The sequence below is a fragment of the Blautia wexlerae DSM 19850 genome (genome assembly GCF_025148125.1).
Classification (GTDB): domain Bacteria; phylum Bacillota; class Clostridia; order Lachnospirales; family Lachnospiraceae; genus Blautia_A; species Blautia_A wexlerae.
Window position 1 is genome coordinate 3,004,016 of record NZ_CP102267.1, and the last position, 18,489, is coordinate 3,022,504.

General features: G+C 40.4%; 11 protein-coding genes. 5 read left to right on the plus strand and 6 right to left on the minus strand.

Translation table 11 applies throughout. The annotated features are described in order from the left end of the window. Positions 1-302: 302 nt before the first annotated feature. Positions 303-1,616 (minus strand): IS30 family transposase, encoded by a 1,314-nt coding sequence (locus NQ550_RS13975; RefSeq protein ID WP_173702612.1) that lies wholly within the window; start codon positions 1,614-1,616, stop codon positions 303-305. Between the two features lie 191 nt (positions 1,617-1,807). Here NQ550_RS13975 and NQ550_RS13980 point away from each other — a divergent pair, with 191 nt between their 5' ends. Together NQ550_RS13980 and trpS are read left to right on the plus strand one after the other, a co-directional pair. After that, the gene (locus NQ550_RS13980) at positions 1,808-3,019 is read left to right on the plus strand and encodes an IS110 family RNA-guided transposase (protein WP_259837693.1); all 1,212 of its coding nucleotides are present in this window, start codon (positions 1,808-1,810) and stop codon (positions 3,017-3,019) included. 456 nt (positions 3,020-3,475) lie between these two features. Further along, on the plus strand, positions 3,476-4,537 hold the full coding sequence (gene trpS / locus NQ550_RS13985; RefSeq protein ID WP_025580057.1) for a tryptophan--tRNA ligase: 1,062 nt from the start codon (positions 3,476-3,478) through the stop codon (positions 4,535-4,537). A 198-nt stretch (positions 4,538-4,735) separates the two neighbouring features. Here the strand turns inward: trpS and gnpA are convergent, their stop codons facing one another. Beyond that, complete coding sequence (gene gnpA / locus NQ550_RS13990) at positions 4,736-6,892, minus strand: 1,3-beta-galactosyl-N-acetylhexosamine phosphorylase (protein WP_025580055.1); 2,157 nt, start codon at positions 6,890-6,892, stop codon at positions 4,736-4,738. Positions 6,893-7,284: 392 nt separating this feature from the next. Between gnpA and NQ550_RS13995 the strand changes: the two genes are divergently transcribed. Together NQ550_RS13995 and fliB are read left to right on the plus strand one after the other, a co-directional pair. Then, entirely contained in the window at positions 7,285-8,124 is an 840-nt protein-coding gene (locus tag NQ550_RS13995) for an AraC family transcriptional regulator (protein WP_008704021.1), read from the plus strand. Positions 8,125-8,128: 4 nt separating this feature from the next. Next, on the plus strand, positions 8,129-9,331 hold the full coding sequence (gene fliB / locus NQ550_RS14000; RefSeq protein WP_025580054.1) for a flagellin lysine-N-methylase: 1,203 nt from the start codon (positions 8,129-8,131) through the stop codon (positions 9,329-9,331). A 162-nt stretch (positions 9,332-9,493) separates the two neighbouring features. Here fliB and NQ550_RS14005 read toward each other — a convergent pair whose 3' ends face one another. The 4 genes from NQ550_RS14005 to NQ550_RS14020 form a co-directional block, all read right to left on the minus strand. Continuing rightward, on the minus strand, positions 9,494-11,992 hold the full coding sequence (locus NQ550_RS14005) for a glycoside hydrolase family 3 protein (RefSeq protein ID WP_025580053.1): 2,499 nt from the start codon (positions 11,990-11,992) through the stop codon (positions 9,494-9,496). 84 nt (positions 11,993-12,076) lie between these two features. Further along, positions 12,077-12,922: a carbohydrate ABC transporter permease gene (locus tag NQ550_RS14010; RefSeq protein ID WP_008704027.1), complete on the minus strand. Its 846-nt coding sequence runs from the start codon at positions 12,920-12,922 to the stop codon at positions 12,077-12,079. Positions 12,923-12,925: 3 nt separating this feature from the next. After that, complete coding sequence (locus NQ550_RS14015) at positions 12,926-13,879, minus strand: carbohydrate ABC transporter permease (RefSeq protein ID WP_008704028.1); 954 nt, start codon at positions 13,877-13,879, stop codon at positions 12,926-12,928. A 131-nt stretch (positions 13,880-14,010) separates the two neighbouring features. After that, entirely contained in the window at positions 14,011-15,372 is a 1,362-nt protein-coding gene (locus tag NQ550_RS14020) for an ABC transporter substrate-binding protein (protein WP_025580051.1), read from the minus strand. Positions 15,373-15,785: 413 nt separating this feature from the next. On the opposite strand from NQ550_RS14020, the gene NQ550_RS14025 reads away from it, so the two are divergent. After that, a complete protein-coding gene (locus NQ550_RS14025; protein WP_025580049.1) occupies positions 15,786-18,485 on the plus strand; it encodes a GH36-type glycosyl hydrolase domain-containing protein in 2,700 nt (899 codons plus the stop codon). Positions 18,486-18,489 lie beyond the last annotated feature (4 nt).

Genomic DNA, 18,489 nt, shown 5'->3' on the forward strand with positions numbered 1-18,489 from the left:
ATTTCTCCCTGATAACTCTTTTCTCAGATTCTGTTGTTTTTTCTACTACCTATGGTTATATTACTTAAATGAAAAACTAAATTCCAGCTGTGGATTATCTCAGTAACTATGCGGGATTAAATTCTGTAATGCACCTTAACAATTCTATTTTTTTGTCTTATAATAAACCTGTAAGCACTCATGATTTATGTTTTTATGCATACTAACCGGGCATCTGAAAATAGTGTGCGAGACTAAATTCCACATGCCTTATGTGCAAGACTAAATTCTGGTGCAGTGAAATCTGCCTGTGCTTTACTATTTTATTTTATAAGTTTTGGACTAAGCATAACATCATCAGGTGCGATTGCCTTTAATCCTAATGCTTTGTGCAGTTTGTTGTCCAAGAGTAAAAGAGAGAGTTCATATGGGCTATGTCCATTAAGACTGTCTCTTTTTTCGTTGTTTATGTGATTCATCATAAGTCTGACTTTCTCGTCATTTAAATCAGCGAATGAACTCCCTTTCGGACGGATGTAGCGGATATACTCGTGGTTCTTTTCGCAGGCACCTTTTTGCCAAAAGCTGTATGGATCACAGTAAAAGACCGTCGTGCTTTTACTTCCGTCACAGAATTTCTCCATCTCTTCACGAGCTGAGAATTCTGAACCTCCATCCGTGAGGATCACCGGAAAAAGCTTTTTGAATGCATCCTGTCCTAACACTGTTTCAAGCCATACAAAGACCTCTAACACGCATTCCTGGTCTTGATATTCCAACAGGAACATAAGCATAAGATTGCAGTTGCGGAATGTAAAGGTCAAGAGGGCGCAGCTTTCGCCTTTCATTCCTTCCACGCAGTCCATTTCCACAACATTTATATCTGGATGATCTTTCATATAATTCTGGAAATTTTCGTAGTTATGACCTTGACGATAAGAACGATCTTTTGCACTGGTCTGTGTAGGTTTCTTGCGTTTCTTATAACGTACAGAACGTCTTAAGTCACCATTGCGGACATCGAATACACAATCATTGATGTAGGAGTAAAGTGTTCTTCTGGAGCAACCCAATTCTTCTGCATGAGTAGCATAAATATGACCGATGGACTGATGCTTCTCCTTGATCAATGGAACCAATAAATCATTCATGGATTGAATGCTTTCCGGAGTCTGGTTAATGCCGACTCTGCAATCGACTAGCACGCTACGGTACTCATCATGGGCATATTTGGATGAATAAAACTTTCTGGGCATAAGACAATGGGTCTTTTTACCACAGCCATTACATACGTAGGGAGGTTTATTCAGTTTCTCACATTCAGCTGTCTCATATGCGGGACATATATCAGTGCAGCGAAAGGATGGTTTTCTGCAAAGCTTACAATGAATGCCACACATCTTATCACACAAGCATGTCACCTTACAGTTCTTGCGATGAATACATGGCGGGTGAGTGTAACCTGAATCCGGACGTTCTTTTGTATGTGCGTGGAGACGTACTTCCTTTGATATGGTAGATGGATTTTTACCAATAATCCGTCCAATTTCAGTGAAGCTTTTATTCTCAGTAAGACCTTTCTCGATATCAACACGCTGTTCAAATGTTAAATGTTTCTGATTGCCTTTATTTTTCATAATTATCTCCAATCTGCACAGGCAGGCAATCAGCTGCAAGTACATTATACGGAGTAATGATTATCAAAGACAATATGGCAAATATGTGTGCAAAAGTAACTTCGACCTATATGGAATTTACTCTTGCATTTGGTCCAAAACCGGAATTTAGTTTTTCATTTAAGTAATATTTTTTAAGGAGTGATAAATTTATGAACGCAGTAGGTATCGATGTTTCAAAAGGTAAAAGTATGGTTACAATTCTGAGACCATTTGGGGAGATTGTATCCTCTCCTTTTGAGATTAAGCACACATCCAGTGATATCCATTCACTTATTAAACTTATTCATTCTATCGAAGGTGAATCCCGGGTTGTAATGGAACATACCGGCCGCTACTACGAAGCACTTGCTCACCAGCTTTCAGCAGCAGATCTCTTTGTCAGTGCTGTTAATCCCAAGTTGGTCAAAGATTTTAATAACGATTCTCTTCGCAAAATCAAGTCCGACAAAGCTGATTCTGTCAAGATTGCCTGCTACGCTCTTGACAAATGGCAAAGTCTTGAACCGTATAGTATTACAAATGAATTACGCGCTCAGCTAAAGGTCATGAATCGTCAGTTCCATTTCTATGTGAAACAAAAAACGGCTATGAAAAATAATCTTATTGGCCTCATTGACCAGACCTATCCAAATGCAAATACTTATTTCAATAGTCCCACCCGCAGTGATGGTTCCCAGAAATGGGTTGATTTTGTCTCTACATACTGGCATGTAGATTGCATTCGTAAAATGTCTCTAAACGCTTTTGTTGAACATTATCAGAACTGGTGCAAGCGCAAAAAATATGCCTTCAATAAATCAAAAGCGGAAGAAATTTACACCAAAACAAAGGAACTTGTTCCAGTATTTCCTAAGAATGAAATAACCAAACATATCATCAGACAAGCTATCGATCAGCTCAACAGTACTTCCGTTACTGTCGAAACAATACGCACTCTCATGAACGAGACTGCCTCAAAGCTTCCTGAATACTCAATTGTCATGCAGTTTAAAGGGATTGGTCCATCTCTCGGTCCACAGCTTATGGCTGAGATCGGTGATGTAACCAGATTCACGCATAAAGGAGCCCTTGCTGCATTCGCCGGAGTTGATCCTGGGGTAAACGAATCTGGTTCCTATACACAAAAAAGCGTCCCAACATCCAAACGTGGATCTTCAAATTTAAGAAAGACTCTTTTTCAAGTAATGGATGTTCTTATCAAAACCATGCCTCAGGATGATCCTGTATATCAATTCATGGACAGAAAACGCACCCAGGGTAAGCCTTACTATGTTTATATGACTGCAGGTGCTAATAAATTTCTCAGAATATACTATGGACGAGTGAAAGAATATCTTTCTGTTCTTCCTGATCCAAGCTAATTCAAAACTTTTACTTTCAGGCCAGCACTGGTTGTGGTGGCCTTATTTTAATGCCTAATTTTTAACCTGTAAAGTTTTTTAACTTTCTTCAATTTTAGTATTGACTTTTTATTTGCAGGCTAAAGCTCACTAAAGTATCACTAAAGTAACGAGAATGCGACGCGCAATTATTCAAAAAATTATATCGTTACTGTTCACTCCATTCTCAGTAACGTAGCCAAAATTCCAGATTGCCTGCGGCAATGGAATTTTGGCTTGTATGTCTCGGGATTTTGGCATATTCATGCCAAAACACCTCGCGGGATAGTGGTGTGTGAACAGTAACAACAGTAACATTATATCCTCATTTATTCCCCCAAAATCATTGACGGTAACATCCGCAGGCTTTATAATAGGGATAACTGAGAATTTCCAGAAACTCTCTGGAAAATCGAAATTTACTTTTAGGAGAGCAAAATGAGCAAAATTATTTTAACCGGTGACCGCCCAACAGGCCGCCTTCATGTTGGACATTATGTTGGTTCATTATCCGAGCGTGTTCGTTTACAGAACTCCGGCTTATATGATGAAATTTATATTATGATCGCAGATGCACAGGCATTAACAGATAACGCTGAACACCCTGAAAAAGTTCGCCAGAACATCCTTCAGGTCGCCCTGGATTATCTTGCATGCGGCATTGATCCTGAGAAATCCACTATCTTTATCCAGTCCATGGTTCCGGAGCTTACAGAGCTTACTTTCTATTATATGAACCTTGTTACTGTGGCACGTGTACAGCGTAATCCTACAGTTAAATCTGAAATCCAGATGCGTAATTTTGAGACAAGCATCCCTGTTGGATTCTTCTGCTATCCAATCAGCCAGGCTGCAGATATCACTGCATTCCGCGCTACTACTGTTCCGGTTGGCGAAGATCAGCTTCCAATGCTCGAGCAGTGCAAGGAGATCGTCCACAAATTTAATACTGTTTATGGTGAAACTCTGACAGAGCCTGAGATTATTCTGCCATCCAATAAAGCATGCTTACGTCTGCCAGGTATTGACGGAAAAGCAAAAATGAGCAAATCTCTCGGAAACTGCATCTACCTTTCAGATGAAGAAGCTGATGTTAAGAAGAAGGTTATGTCCATGTTCACAGACCCAAATCATCTTCGTGTGGAAGATCCGGGACGTGTGGAAGGAAACCCTGTATTTATTTATCTGGATGCATTCTGTAAACCGGAATATTTCGCAGAGTTCCTGCCTGAATATCAGAATCTGGATGAACTGAAAGCTCATTATACACGCGGCGGTCTGGGTGATGTCAAGGTTAAGAAATTCCTGAATAAAGTACTCCAGGCAGAGCTTTCTCCAATCCGCGAGAGACGTAAATACTGGGAGCAGCATCTTGATGATGTATATGATATCCTCAAAGAGGGAAGCAGGATTGCTGAAGCAAAAGCTGCACAGACACTTCATGATGTTCGTTCGGCAATGCAGATCAACTACTTTGATGATAACAGCTTAATCAAATAATTATATGCCGGTGGCTACAGCGACCGACAACAATGCGTAAATAAGAAATTCAAACGCAAGATTGTTCAAAAAACAACTTATTGACACATCAAAACAGGTTCAGGCAAAAGCATTCTGCTCACGTCTGAACCTGTTCTGTTATTTCTTCACTGACTTTCTTTTCAATCTATTTTACAGATAAAATCTATCCGATATCTTTCATATCTGATACCATTTGATCTCATTTGCCTCCATATGTAACCGGAAACTGCTTCTATCACCTCTGTAAACTACTGTATCCTGTGGTTCGTAAGTGTTGTTGACTACGCAGTATTTTCCATTTTTTACGTAAGCATGTACTTCTACATTGTAGTTGGTTGAATACCAGCAGTGAAGTTCTTCCTCTGCGGATGCTGACCAAAGGACTGCACGATAAAGCACGCGGCTGTTCTTGAAGCTGTATGGAAGTCCGCTGATATAAACGCCTCTTCCTTTACCGAAAGTCTTTACAGCCATCTGCACTTCCTGGTCTTTCTGGATTAAGATTTCTGTTTCCGGTAAGGCATAAATGTTCTTCTTACCTTCACCGAAATCAATCTCGCCTTCTGCATCTTTAAGGATGAAATGATCTCTGTGTTCTTCCCAGTTATATTTATCTGTATTCAGGTTAAATCCATGTTCTTCTTCTACTCCAAGTACATCATCTAACTGAATGAATCTGCCCTGCCACTGATGTGCTGCCGGTTCTCCTACACCGATAAATCCACCGCCATTATATACAAATTCTCTGACTGCTGTGATGATTGTTTCGTCGATCCAGTTCTCGCCGCCTGACTGTGCAGTGTCCGCATCTCCCACATTGATCACTACGTCAAATTTCTTCAGAAGATCTTTGTCTGCTTTGATATCGTCAAAGCTGATAAATGATACATCAAACGGTGCGCCGCTTAATGCTTCGATAATTCCGAAATAAGAATAATTCTGCTTGTAATAGATGGCGTGATGTACCATATGGTTACCCCATGAGCGCATCTTTCCCCAACAGTTCAGGACTGCTACCCGTTTTACGCAATAAGGAGTCGTTCCCTGAATGTTATCATATAAAGTGCGGAACTCTTCGCAGACTTCTTTGATATACTGTACAAAATCCGGGAATTCCAGGGCAAGTTTCAGATATCCGCCGTATCCGATTCTCTGGATCGGGCTTCGAAGGATTGCTCTTCTTGCTGTTACCCAGTTCACTTTTGCCTCCTTTACAGGATCGCCGCCTTCATGGAACGTATCCGGGAAAAAGTATGGCAAAAATCGTCCTTCTGTATATTTTACATTCTTAATATCACTGAACAGACGCAGAGTCGCACCATTTCCAACACTTCCAACTACAGCATCCAGTCCGATAGATGCAAATTCGTCCATAAACGGTTCCATGCCAATCCAGTGATCTCCCATGAACATCATGGCCTCTTTTCCGTATTCATGTACGATATCTACCATCTCTTTGGCAAGCTTTGCAACTTCGCGTCTCTGAAATGCCTGGAAATCTTTGAATTCTTTTGAGGGAATCCGATAGGTATTGTTCATGTATCCCTGGTCAATGATATATTCCGGTCTGAAAGGATAGCCCACTTCTTTCTCAAACTGCTCCAGAATATATGGGCTGACTGAAGCTGAATAGCCAAACCAGTCTACATATTTCTCTCTTGCAAGTTCATCAAATATAAGAGTAAACTGATGGAAAAATGTAGTGAAGCGCACAACATCCACATACTCATGAGTATCCAGGAATCTGCGCAGACGTTCCAGGGAATGAGCTTTTGTTTTTGGCTGACGCACATCAAATGTAATCTGCGGTTCTACGTCTTTCCAGTCATTTACTACTGCATTGTACATATGTACAGGATCCCACATAATATATGCCAGGAAACTTACAGTATATTCATGGAAGCGTTTCGCAGATAAGATCACTACATTTCCTGTCTCTTCTTCATATGACCACTGATCTGTCGGTACCGGCTCTCCTGTGGTACGATCCATTACTTCCCACCATCTGCGGATATCATCTCTTGTGTTGACTGCAAGCATATCCGGATAGAGGTGATCCATCAGATGAATCTCCAGTGTATCTGCAACCGCTGTATGGAAAGATGTCATAATATACATCTGCTGGATTTCTTCCGGATGTGCTTTCGCCCACGCATTGTCCTTACGGGTTGTATAGTAGGTTGCATAAATTTTGGCACCTGTGTCTTTTAATTTCTGCGGAAATTCTGTTCCGTCACAGTCACGTATAGCATCAGCGCCCCACTCTTCTATCATTTCCAGTGTCTGTGGAACTACATCCAGGTCAGTTGGTATGGTTACACGACCTTTTCCCATTTTCTGTTACCTCCTTCATTTTGCTGACAAGCGGATAATTACTGTCCGTTCGCTTCTGTAATCACATTATTTTCAGTCTATCTGTTTATAAAATACTTTCTTTCAAAATTTTTTTCAATTCACTTTTTGCTTTGTTTTTTAGAAATCTTGCTCTTACAAAAAAATTATGGTATTATAGAAAATATGTTATCAGCTATCTGAAAAGCCTTCTATTTTTTACCTTAATAACTGATGTTGATTTTATTTTTATCATTTTTTATGCACTTATTCTAATTATCCTGAAGAATCTCAGTTATATCTTTTGCGATATAAAATACTATCATTCAGAATCCGCCAACAAAATTGCTACAAATATACTCATCTGCCGTAAACAGAAGAAAGGAGAATCTGCCATGAGCTCACAATCATTTCGTTTCAGCCCCGAACACCCAACAGCTCAAAATATTACACTTTTAAATACCTCTTCTTCCCGCTACGAGGGTGACTGGCCCAGTATTCCTCACTCTCATGCCTTTACAGAATTGTTCTATGTACGTGACGGTCAGGGAGATTTTCTGATCGAGGATCAGATTTTCCCAATCTCAAAGGACGATCTGGTCATCATTAATCCACATATCAATCACACTGAAATCTCCAAAGGGAGTCCTCCTCTGAGTTATTTTACTGTAGGTGTGGATGGACTATGTTTTTCCTTTAACGGTCATAAAGAGTATCGCATTTTTAACTGTCGTGAAAAGAAAACAGATTTGTTATTTTACTTTAATTCTCTGTTTCAGGAGCTGGACAGACAGTCTGAAGGATATGAAACCATCTGCAGTCATATGCTGGATATTCTGATCCTGCAGCTTCGGCGCATTACGGATTCACCATTTGAACTGATCACCGCCCAGCATCCAAGTAAAGAATGCGCTCATATTAAGCGTTATCTTGACTCCAATTACGGAGAAAATATTACTCTGGATCACCTCTCAGAACTCAGTCATCTTAATAAGTATTATCTGAGTCATGAATTTACAAAATATTATGGGATTTCTCCTATCAATTATCTGAACCGGAAACGCATCGAAGTGTGCAAGGAGCTTCTGGAAAATACTGATTACGGGATTTCAGATATTGCACATCTCACAGGATTCTCCTCTCAGAGTTATCTCTCCCAGAGCTTTCGCAAATCCTGTGGCATGACTGCAGGAACTTACCGTAAACTTAAGAAAAAAAGAAAGGATCCTATTTAATATCATGCAATACACATTTCCAAACTACTATAAAGAATTTTCCTGCATTGCAGGAGCCTGTCCGGATACCTGCTGCGCAGGATGGCAGATCGTGATTGACGATCAGACACTGAAGAAGTACCAGCACTTTAAAGGTCCGTTCCGCAATCGCCTGCACAATGATATTGACTGGAAACAACATGTTTTCCGCCAGTATAACAGACGCTGTGCTTTTCTCAACGAAGAGAACCTGTGTGATATCTACACAGAAGCAGGACCGGAAATGTTCTGCAGAACCTGCAGAAATTATCCTAGACATATTGAAGAATTTGAAGGTCTGCGTGAGATTTCCCTGTCGCTCTCCTGTCCGGAGGCAGCAAGGATTTTACTTTCCCAAAAAGAAAAGGTACACTTTATCACAAAAGAAAAAAAGGCAAAAGAAGAAGTCTATGATGACTTTGATTATTTCCTGTTCACTGCACTTATGGACACCCGTAATATGCTTATAGATATCATCCAGGACAGAGCTGTACCCATGCAGAAACGTCTGTGGAAACTTCTGGCTGCTGCACATGATTTCCAGTTATGTGTAAATAAAAATGAACTCTTTAAATGGGAAGAAATGCGAAAACGACATGAAGATTCCGGATACGGAGATAGATTTTGCAACAAAATTTACTCTCGTATAAATGCAGATAACATAGAAAACAGTTCTGCTGCATCTGCCTGCGCAAATACACCAGAACAATTATTTAAAAAAATGTGGAAAACTGTTGTCCCGGAAATGGAGGTTCTGCGCCCGGGATGGCAGGAATACTTAAAGAATTGTCTGACTCCACTGTATAATGGAAATACAGATCCGCAGTCTGACTCCGGAAATCTTTATTCCTGGCAGAAAAGTGAATTTGATTTCTCTTATCCGGACTGGCAGATTCAGGAGGAACAGCTTCTTGTTTACTGGATCTATACCTATTTCTGCGGTGCAGTTTATGATGATGAGATCTTCGCCAAGGTGAAAATGGCAGTTGTGTGCACCCTGTTCATCCATGAATTAAATGTGGGAACCTATCTGAAAAACAACCGGCAGTTTAAGCTGGATGACCAGATCCGTATCTGTTATCAGTTTTCAAGAGAACTGGAACACTCAGATCTTAACCTGAACAGATTTGAAGAATTAATGTCTGAAAAAGAGATTTTCTCCTTTGAAAATCTGCTGAAAATCTGCTGATGCAAATAAAAAATCCAGTTATTATGAGCACTAAATCAATCGGAAGGCCTCTGATGGTCTTCCGATTGATTTTAATAATTAATATTGTCCTCTCATTACTGTATTTTCAGCATATGCCAGAATTCTATCTGTTTTCATTTAGAGCATGTTTGAAAAATCATTTCAACAATCTGTACGCTCTAATCTACGGATCATAGATACCAGATGTCCGGCACAATTTCGGATTTCTTCTTCTGTAAGTTTACCTTCTTTATATGCCTGGCGAATATTCTTATCATCATCCGGATTTCCAGGCATGATAATGTCATTGCCTGCTGCCACACATTTCCATGGAACGCTTCCATCTTCCGGAACTGTTGTGTTCCAGTCTGACATAATTGCTCCGTCAAATCCCCATTCTTTTCTGGCAACTGTCATGCACAGATCTTTGCTGTTCGCCGCATGAATACCGTTGATAAGATTATAGGAAGTCATAATAGAAACAGGATTTCCTTCTTTTACTGCAATTTCAAATCCGCGGAGATAGATTTCTCTGAGCGCACGTTCGGATACGCAGGAGTCAACACCCATGCGGTTATCTTCCTGATTATTACATGCAAAATGCTTGATTGTTACGCCACATCCTGACTTGCTCTGAACACCCCGGATCACTGCTGCTGCCAGCATCCCTGACAGATATGGATCTTCTGAATAATATTCATAATTTCTTCCACATAATGGGTTTCTGTGAATATTCATACCCGGTGCAAGCCACAGATTTACATGAAATTCTTCCATTTCTTCTGCGATTGCTTTTCCAAACTCTGTCATGAGATCTGTATCCCAGGTCTGTGCCAGTGCTGTTCCTACAGGAAAAGCTGTGCAGTACTGATAATAAGTGTCTGCATTCTCATGATGCACACCAGGTTCCAGAATTCCATTTTCCAGTGAACCAAGAACTCCCATTTCATAGATGCTGTCTGTCTCTTTATCTACTTCATACCACTGTCTGAGGCGGATACCTGCCGGACCGTCCGCCATAACAAGAGAGGGGATTCCATACTCTTCCAAAGTACCGCAGGTTTCACCTGCTGATCCCGGTACTCGAATCCCTGCTGCACCAAGAGTACTGATATTCTCTGAAATCTTTCCATAAAGCAGAGGAATCAGCTCTTCTGTAGTTCTGTCTTCCAGAACAGAAACAAATCTTTTTTCTTCCTCTGTCAGATTTTCCTGATTTTTTCCGGCATTTTCCGATTTTGCCGGTATCATCGCAGGTTTAAAATAATATTCCGGAACCTGCGCTGTTATCAGTTTTTCCTGTCTCTGCACAGATTTTTCTTTCAATTCTTTTGTCAGATAAATCTGTTCCAGTTCTTCCTGAAGCGGACAGATTTTATCCATCTGTTCCAGTACTGTATCATCTGAAACTACCAGAACTGCTTCCAGTTTCAGTTTGTCTGAACTGTTTCCGACCAGAATGCCATATTTGCCTTTTTCCACTATCCATGTATGTGTTTCCTCATTGAAAGAAGCCAGTTGTTTCTGTGGAATCTCAACAGTAAGTGTTTGTGTTTCTCCCGGCTTCAGAAGTCTGGTTTTTGCAAAACCTGCCAGTCTCTTATACTCTTTTTCCAGTTCTGTCTGCGGAAGCGTAACATAAATCTGTACCACTTCTTTACCAGCATATTCATTTCCTGTATTTGTAACCTGAACCTCTGCTCTGATCTTACTTTCTTCCATATTTATGCTACAACACTTCATCTCAAACATAGTATAAGAAAGACCAAACCCAAACGGAAACATCACCTTTTTGTCAAAGCTGTCAAAATATCTGTAACCTACATAAATACCTTCTTTGTATTTTTCCTTTTCCAGATTGCCATTCAGATACCCATACTCTTCTGAAGCCGGATAATCCTCGTATCGCCTTGCCCAGGTTGTTGTCAGTTTACCGCCCGGCACTTCTTTTCCCAGAAGTACATCAGCCAGTGCATCTCCCCCTTCCTGACCAAGCTGAGAAATATTTAAGATTCCTTTTATATTGTCTGTCTGTTCCAGAATATCTGTCAGCTCCACAGGACCACCTGCATTAAGAATAAGGATCACAGGTTTGTTCATTTCTGCAAGATAACGTAAATCTTCCTCTTCTCTCTCGCTTAAATAGTAATCTCCCTTTACTTTGCGGCGGTCTTTTCCTTCTCCTGAAATACGACTGATCACATAAATCACCACATCTGCTTCACAGATATCTTCCTCTACCACCTTACGTCCCAGCGGCATTGCAAAAGGATTCTCTGCATAGGCATCAAAAGGATTATCTACTTTCTTAGCTTCTTCCAGAACTTTTTCTTTCCACGCCTCTCTCGCCTGCTCATAGCGATTGTGATAATCGCTGATCCAGTCTTCGCTTACAATTTTTACTCCTGCTTCTTTCAGTCCCTGATAAATAGAAATATTCTTTCTGTTGTTAACATCTCCAGAACCAATTCCACCCTTTACGGTTTTCTCTGCTCCATACCCAAGAAGTGCAGCAGCTGTATCTTTCTTTAATGGAAGGATTCCTTCATTTTTCAGCAGAACAATGCCTTCTGACGCCGCTTTTCTGGCAAGCTTTCCATGCATCAGTTCTCTCTCTGACGGCTGTTCTTCTCTAGTTCCACTGTAAATCCATTTCTTCATATAATTATACTCCTGTTTTTAATATTATAATTCTCATGAAAAGAACCTCCATAGCATTCTCTCTATGGGGGTTCTTAATTCTCATTATTCTTTTACACCACCAAGTGTTACACCTGCAATAATGTATTTGGATAAAAGCAGATATACAATAATGATTGGCACGATCGCAACAGTGATCATCATGTAAATTTTACCCATATCAAAGTTCATATAATCAGCACCACGCAGAGTTGCAATCAGGATCGGCACTGTCATTTTGCTCTTTGACTGAATGATCAGGGCAGGAACGAAGTAATTGTTCCAGGATCCTACGAAAGTAAAGATTGCCTGTACTGCTACTGCCGGTTTCATGATCGGAAGTACAATACTGTTAAAGGTTCTGAATTCTCCGGAGCCATCAATTCTTGCCGCTTCCACAAGGGATAAAGGAAGGGAAGACTGAAGGTAACTGTACATAAAGTAAAAGACTGCCGGAGATGCAATGGATGGAATGATCAGCGGAAGTAAAGAGTCATACATTCCCATCTTTGTGATCAGTCGTAAAAATCCCATTGCTGTTACCTGTGTAGGCATAACAAGAATTGCCATAATAAAGGTAAAAGCTGCTTTCTTCATTTTAAAATCATAAGCATATAGACCATAAGCTGTCAAAGAAGAAAAATATGTACAAAGTGCAGCACTGCAGGAAGATACAACAACACTGTTAAGAATACCGCGGAACATCGGGAAACTTCCGTCATTTGCCACATTCTTCAGATTCTCAAGAAAATATTTTCCGGGAAGTGCTGAAAATCCTTTCTGCAGATCCGCATGGGAACGTGTTGCATTTACAATCAGAATGTAAAAGAAAAACAGACACAGGAAGGATAAAAAGATCAGCACAAGATGAACAAAAATACTGCGCACACGACCTGATGTATTTGGTTTCATAGTTTATCTCCTCCTTCTTTCTTCTTTTGCTTTTTTCTTTGCAGCTTTCTTAGATCCGTCCGGGTCTGTGTCATTTGTCATCTTATATACGATCATACATAAAATACCGCTGACAATAAACAGATATACGGACAGTGCACCTGCCATACCATAGTTCTTGCTCTTTAAGTGGCTGTTCAGGAACATAATCAGAGTCATAGATGTACGGTCCGGATTTCCCTGTCCATTTGTAAGAATCTGAGGAACATCGAACATCTGAAGACCACCGATGATAGATGTGATCAGTGTATAAGCAAGGATCGGACGGATCAGCGGCAGTGTGATATAGAAAAATCTCTTGATACTGTTACAGCCATCCAGTTCAGATGCTTCAAAAATATCCATACTGATACCCATAACAGCAGCCATCAGCATAATTGTTGTATTACCAAACCACATCAGGAAGTTCATAAATCCGACCAGAGATCTGGTTCCGATTACAGAACCCATGAAATCTATCGGATTTTTAACCCATCCCAGAGACATCAGAATAGAGTTAATCGGTCCGTTGGTAGAGAACATGGTAAAGAACAATAATGCAAATGCAGAAGCCATGATCAGGTTAGGAAGATAAATAACAACCTTGAAAAACTGCTGTCCATGGATCTTCAGACGCGCATCTGTAAACCAACATGCCAGAACCAGTGCGATCACAATCTGCGGTACAAATCCGATTACCCACAGAATCAGTGTATTAGCACTGTATTTGAGCATATCTGACTTCAACAGACTCAGATAGTTTGCAATTCCAATAAAATTCGGTCCGATTTCTTTAATTCCTGAACGATAATATTCATAGAAACTATAACGTACAGTATCTACCAGCGGAATCAAAGAAAAGATTAAAAAAGTTATAAAAAATGGAAGGATAAAGATGTATCCCCATTTTGCATAGCTGATGCTTTTCTTTTTTTTCATAGTTCAGCATTCCTTCCTTTACATATTAGCGCCAGACACACATCGCGTTCATGTGTGTCTGGCAAATACAAATGCATCTGTACAGGTTATTTACACCTGAAACTTTTTAACTGTCAATTCAAAAGCGTTTATTATTCAGCCCAGTTAACTTCCTGGATTTCCGGATAACGTTCTTTGATTGCTGTTTCAAAGTTTGATTTTGCTTTGTCATAGTCTACCTGACCCTGGAAGTAATCGCTGAAAGCGTTCTGGAGCAGTTCTACACATCCCTGGTCATAAGCAGAAAGTGGTGCGATCTTGATGTTCTCTGCAACCGGTGCGAAATATTCAAATGGATTCTGTCCGCCAAGGAAGTCAGATGCGAAAGTATCATCTGTTGCAACTTCCTGCATACCACTCTTTGTATTTGTAAAGTCAGAATAATCTTTGGAAATCTTTAATAAATTGTCCTTATTTCCTGTCAGTGCAAGAATGATATCTTTTGCATGTTCCGGATTATCTGTTCCTGTTGCTGCATGGATGTAAGAACCGCCCCAATTGTATTCCTGTGGTGGATTTGTAACAGCCCATTCTCCGTCTTCTCCATCCCAGTTTGGTTTCAATGTAAAGTCAATTCCCCATGCCGGGAAGAGGAATGCAAATACTTTGGATTCAGATCCCATAGCTTTGTTCCAGTCATCATTCCACTGACCTTTTACAGTTTTGTTCAGGTATCCTGCATCCAGCCATTCTTTGGAATCTTTGATCCAGTTCATTACCTGCTGGTCCACATTAACAGTTGTTGCACCGTCTTCTACCCATGGCTGGGAAATGCTGTTTCCATACAGTCTGAATGTATCAGCATAAGAAGCAAATGTGTAATATCCTTTTGCTTTCAGTTCTTCAGCTGTAGCTTTTGCTGTATCCCAGTCTTTCATTTTCTTGCCTACTTCTTCAGGATCGTCGGTTCCGAACACATCTTTGGCAATATCACGACGATATACAAGAAGTCCAGGGCAGCACTGCCATGTAGATCCTCTCTGTACTCCATCTGCATCAGATGCAGTTGTTTTTGTAAAGTCATACTGATCTGCAAGATCTTTGTCAGGATCAATTCCAAGATCTTTCAGAGGCATTGCCACATCCGCTGCTGCATCTGTATATTTGTATACATAATCTGTTTCTGATAAGAAGATATCTACCTTATCATCTGCTGATGCATCAGCCTGATTCATAAGAGCTTCATCAAGTTTCTGCTGATAAACACCATCCTGATTTGGATTTATGATCCAGTGAATTTCTGTTCCATCGTTTAATGTTGTTACTGTTCCGTCTTTGGATGTTTCTTTTACTTCAGGATATACTGCTTCCAGACGCTGACGGAATTCATCATTCCAGGAATAAATATTGATTACTTTTCCTTCTTCATCTGCATGTACGATTGTAGCGGTTCCGCCCATTGTACCTGCAATTACGGATGCTGTAAGTAAAACAGCTAATGCTTTCTTTTTCATTAAAAAAGCCCTCCTTTTTCTTTTTTTCTCTTTGTGAGTTTCTTGCCTCACCTGATGTATCAGATTATAGCTTAAACTGCTTTTCGGGTATATTATAATTTCCACCAAAATGTCAGATTCATGACCTCATTGTGTTCTTTTTATATACAGACAGATTTTGTCATTTAATAAGGAAATCTTTCCTAAAATCATAATCTTTCTGTTTTTTTATTAGTATTTTTGTATAAAAAGTACCATTTTTCTATAAATCAGCCAGATGAATATTCGCAATCTGATTCATTACCTGCTCATATATTTTTCTGGAATTGTGTTATTTTATGTCATGATTCTGATACTTACTTCATGTTTCTTATTTCCGAAAGATCTCAGTTCCGATATAATTTCCATACAATATTTATGGAAGGAGAAAAATGTTGAAACATATTAAGTTTATTGATAATCATGGAAGCTTTTGTGTGAACAGACCGGAAAATACCAGTTATCTTTATTTTCCTCTTGCATCAGAAGCAGGTCTGAAAAGTTCCGTCACACCAGTGCTTGGAGGTGACAGCAAAATTGATCAGGATACCTTCCTGCTGGAACCGGTCAGTTCCGAAAATCTTCATAACAATCGTTCTTCCAGAAATTTCTGGATCGTAAAAGAAGGACACATTCCTTATTCAGTAACAGGTTCCTCTGCTCAGCAGGAAGCCGACCGTTTTACTGACAGGCAGGAAGACAGTGAACTAACCGCCGGATTCATGTGGCAGACTTTGAAAAGGACTTCCAGAGAACTTGGGCTCATCTCCACAGTTACTTCTTTTATCCCCAAAAGTGATAATGTGGAGATTATGTATGTGACAATTGAAAACCAGACAGATACTGTACAGAAATTTACTGCATATGGTGCAATTCCTGTTTACGGAAGAAGTGCAGATAACATTCGTGATCATCGAAATGTCACTTCCATGCTCCATCGTATCGAGACAACAGAACATGGAATCAACGTCTGCCCCACCATGTCATTTGACGAGCGTGGACATCAGCCAAATCATAAAATCTATTATGTAAATGGCTGTTCCGGAAAGGGAGAAAATCCGATTTCCTATTATCCGACTGTAGAAGATTTTATCGGAGAAGGTGGTACCTATACACATCCACGCACAGTATATGAAGGATATAAAGGAGTTCCCGCACACAGTCTGGCAGCAGGAAAGGAAGCAATGGGTGCTTTCTGTTTCTCATCTTTCACACTGGCTCCCGGTGAAAAAACAGACTTTATTTTATTATCAGGTATTGCCGACAGTAAAGAAGAAATTGAAAATATTTTTGAAAAATACAATACTTCCGATAAAGTAAAAAATGCACTGGAAGAAACCAGAATTTACTGGAAAAAACAGGTAAACGTTGACTTCCACACACAGGATCCTGACTTTGACAGTTATATGAAATGGGTAAGTTTCCAGCCATTCCTGCGCCGTTTATTTGGCTGTTCTTTCCTTCCTCATCATGATTACGGACGTGGTGGACGCGGATGGCGTGATCTGTGGCAGGATTGTCTTTCTCTTCTGCTGATGAATCCTCAGAATGTAGGTGCCATGATTGAAAAGAATTATGGCGGCGTACGTATTGATGGTACAAATGCTACTATTATCGGAGACGGTGACGGCAATTTTATCGCTGACAGAAACGGAATCGCACGTGTATGGATGGATCATGCACTCTGGCCGCTAATCACGACCAGTCTTTATATTAATCAGACCGGAGATATAGAGATCCTTAAGAAACAGGTTCCTTATTTTAAAGATGCACAAACCATGCGCGGCACAGAAATTGATACTCTCTGGAATGACGCATATGGAAATAAACAGCGCACCGAAGACGGTCAGGTATATACCGGAAGTGTTCTGGAGCACATTCTGATCCAGCAGCTTGCCGCTTTTTATGATGTAGGTGTTCATAATATTTACCGTCTCCGCGGAGCTGACTGGAACGATGCCCTGGATATGGCAGCAGAAAATGGTGAAAGTGTTGCCTTTACCTGTGCTTATGCGGGCAATCTCCACACTCTTGCTTCCATATTACGCCTTATGGAATCTGCAGGCGAAACCAGTATCCCACTGTCAGAGGAAATTGAAATCCTGCTGAACGACCAGACAGATATGTTTGACAGTGTATCTGAAAAGAAAAAGGTTCTTACTGAATATGCCAAAAGCTGCAGGCATAACCTGAGCGGCAGAAAGAAAAACTTCTCTCTCTCCACACTTGCTGCCAACCTGATCCAGAAATCCAACTGGCTGACAAATCATATCCGTTCACAGGAATGGATTGATGGCAAAGACAACGAAGAAGGATGGTATAACAGCTATTACGATAATCATGGAGAGGCAGTGGAAGGTTTCCACCATGAACAGGTGCGTATGATGCTCACGGGCCAGGTTTTCTCTATTATGGGAAATGTTGCCACTGATGCGCAGATCAGAAAAATCGTAAAAAGCGCAGATCATTATCTTTACAGAAAAGAAATTGGCGGTTACCGCCTGAACACAGATTTTCAGGAACTGAAGTTTGATATGGGACGTATGTTCGGTTTCGCTTATGGCGAAAAAGAAAACGGTGCTGTTTTCTCTCATATGGCAGTTATGTATGCAAATGCCTTATATCAGAGAGGCTTTGCAAAAGAAGGCTGGAAAGCATTGCGTTCTCTGTCTGATACAGCTCTCGACTTTGATACCAGCCATATTTACCCGGGAATTCCTGAATATTTCCGTTCAGACGGACGTGGCATGTATCATTATCTGACAGGTGCTGCAAGCTGGTATCTTTTTACCATGATCACAGAGGTCTTTGGTGTCCGTGGAGTTTTCGGAAACCTTTTGGTTCATCCAAAACTTCTGGCAGAACAGTTCGATGAAGCAGGAACTGCTTCTGTCTCTGTTACTTTTGCAGGAAAACAGTTCCATGTTACCTACCGAAACACAGACAGAAAAGATTATGGTTCTTATCATATCGCCGCTGCGGACTGCGACAAAACAGCAATAGAAATCGTAGAAGATTCCCATATTATGATCTCCAGAGAATTTATTAACAACCTCTCTTCTGATCTTCATGAAATTACAGTGACACTTGCCTGAAAAC

Coding starts and splice junctions, on each gene's coding strand:
- NQ550_RS13975 (WP_173702612.1), bottom strand. CDS start 1,616: ATGAAAAATAAAGGCAATCAGAAACATTTAACATTTGAACAGCGTGTT.
- NQ550_RS13980 (WP_259837693.1), top strand. CDS start 1,808: ATGAACGCAGTAGGTATCGATGTTTCAAAAGGTAAAAGTATGGTTACA.
- trpS (WP_025580057.1), top strand. CDS start 3,476: ATGAGCAAAATTATTTTAACCGGTGACCGCCCAACAGGCCGCCTTCAT.
- gnpA (WP_025580055.1), bottom strand. CDS start 6,892: ATGGGAAAAGGTCGTGTAACCATACCAACTGACCTGGATGTAGTTCCA.
- NQ550_RS13995 (WP_008704021.1), top strand. CDS start 7,285: ATGAGCTCACAATCATTTCGTTTCAGCCCCGAACACCCAACAGCTCAA.
- fliB (WP_025580054.1), top strand. CDS start 8,129: ATGCAATACACATTTCCAAACTACTATAAAGAATTTTCCTGCATTGCA.
- NQ550_RS14005 (WP_025580053.1), bottom strand. CDS start 11,992: ATGAAGAAATGGATTTACAGTGGAACTAGAGAAGAACAGCCGTCAGAG.
- NQ550_RS14010 (WP_008704027.1), bottom strand. CDS start 12,922: ATGAAACCAAATACATCAGGTCGTGTGCGCAGTATTTTTGTTCATCTT.
- NQ550_RS14015 (WP_008704028.1), bottom strand. CDS start 13,879: ATGAAAAAAAAGAAAAGCATCAGCTATGCAAAATGGGGATACATCTTT.
- NQ550_RS14020 (WP_025580051.1), bottom strand. CDS start 15,372: ATGAAAAAGAAAGCATTAGCTGTTTTACTTACAGCATCCGTAATTGCA.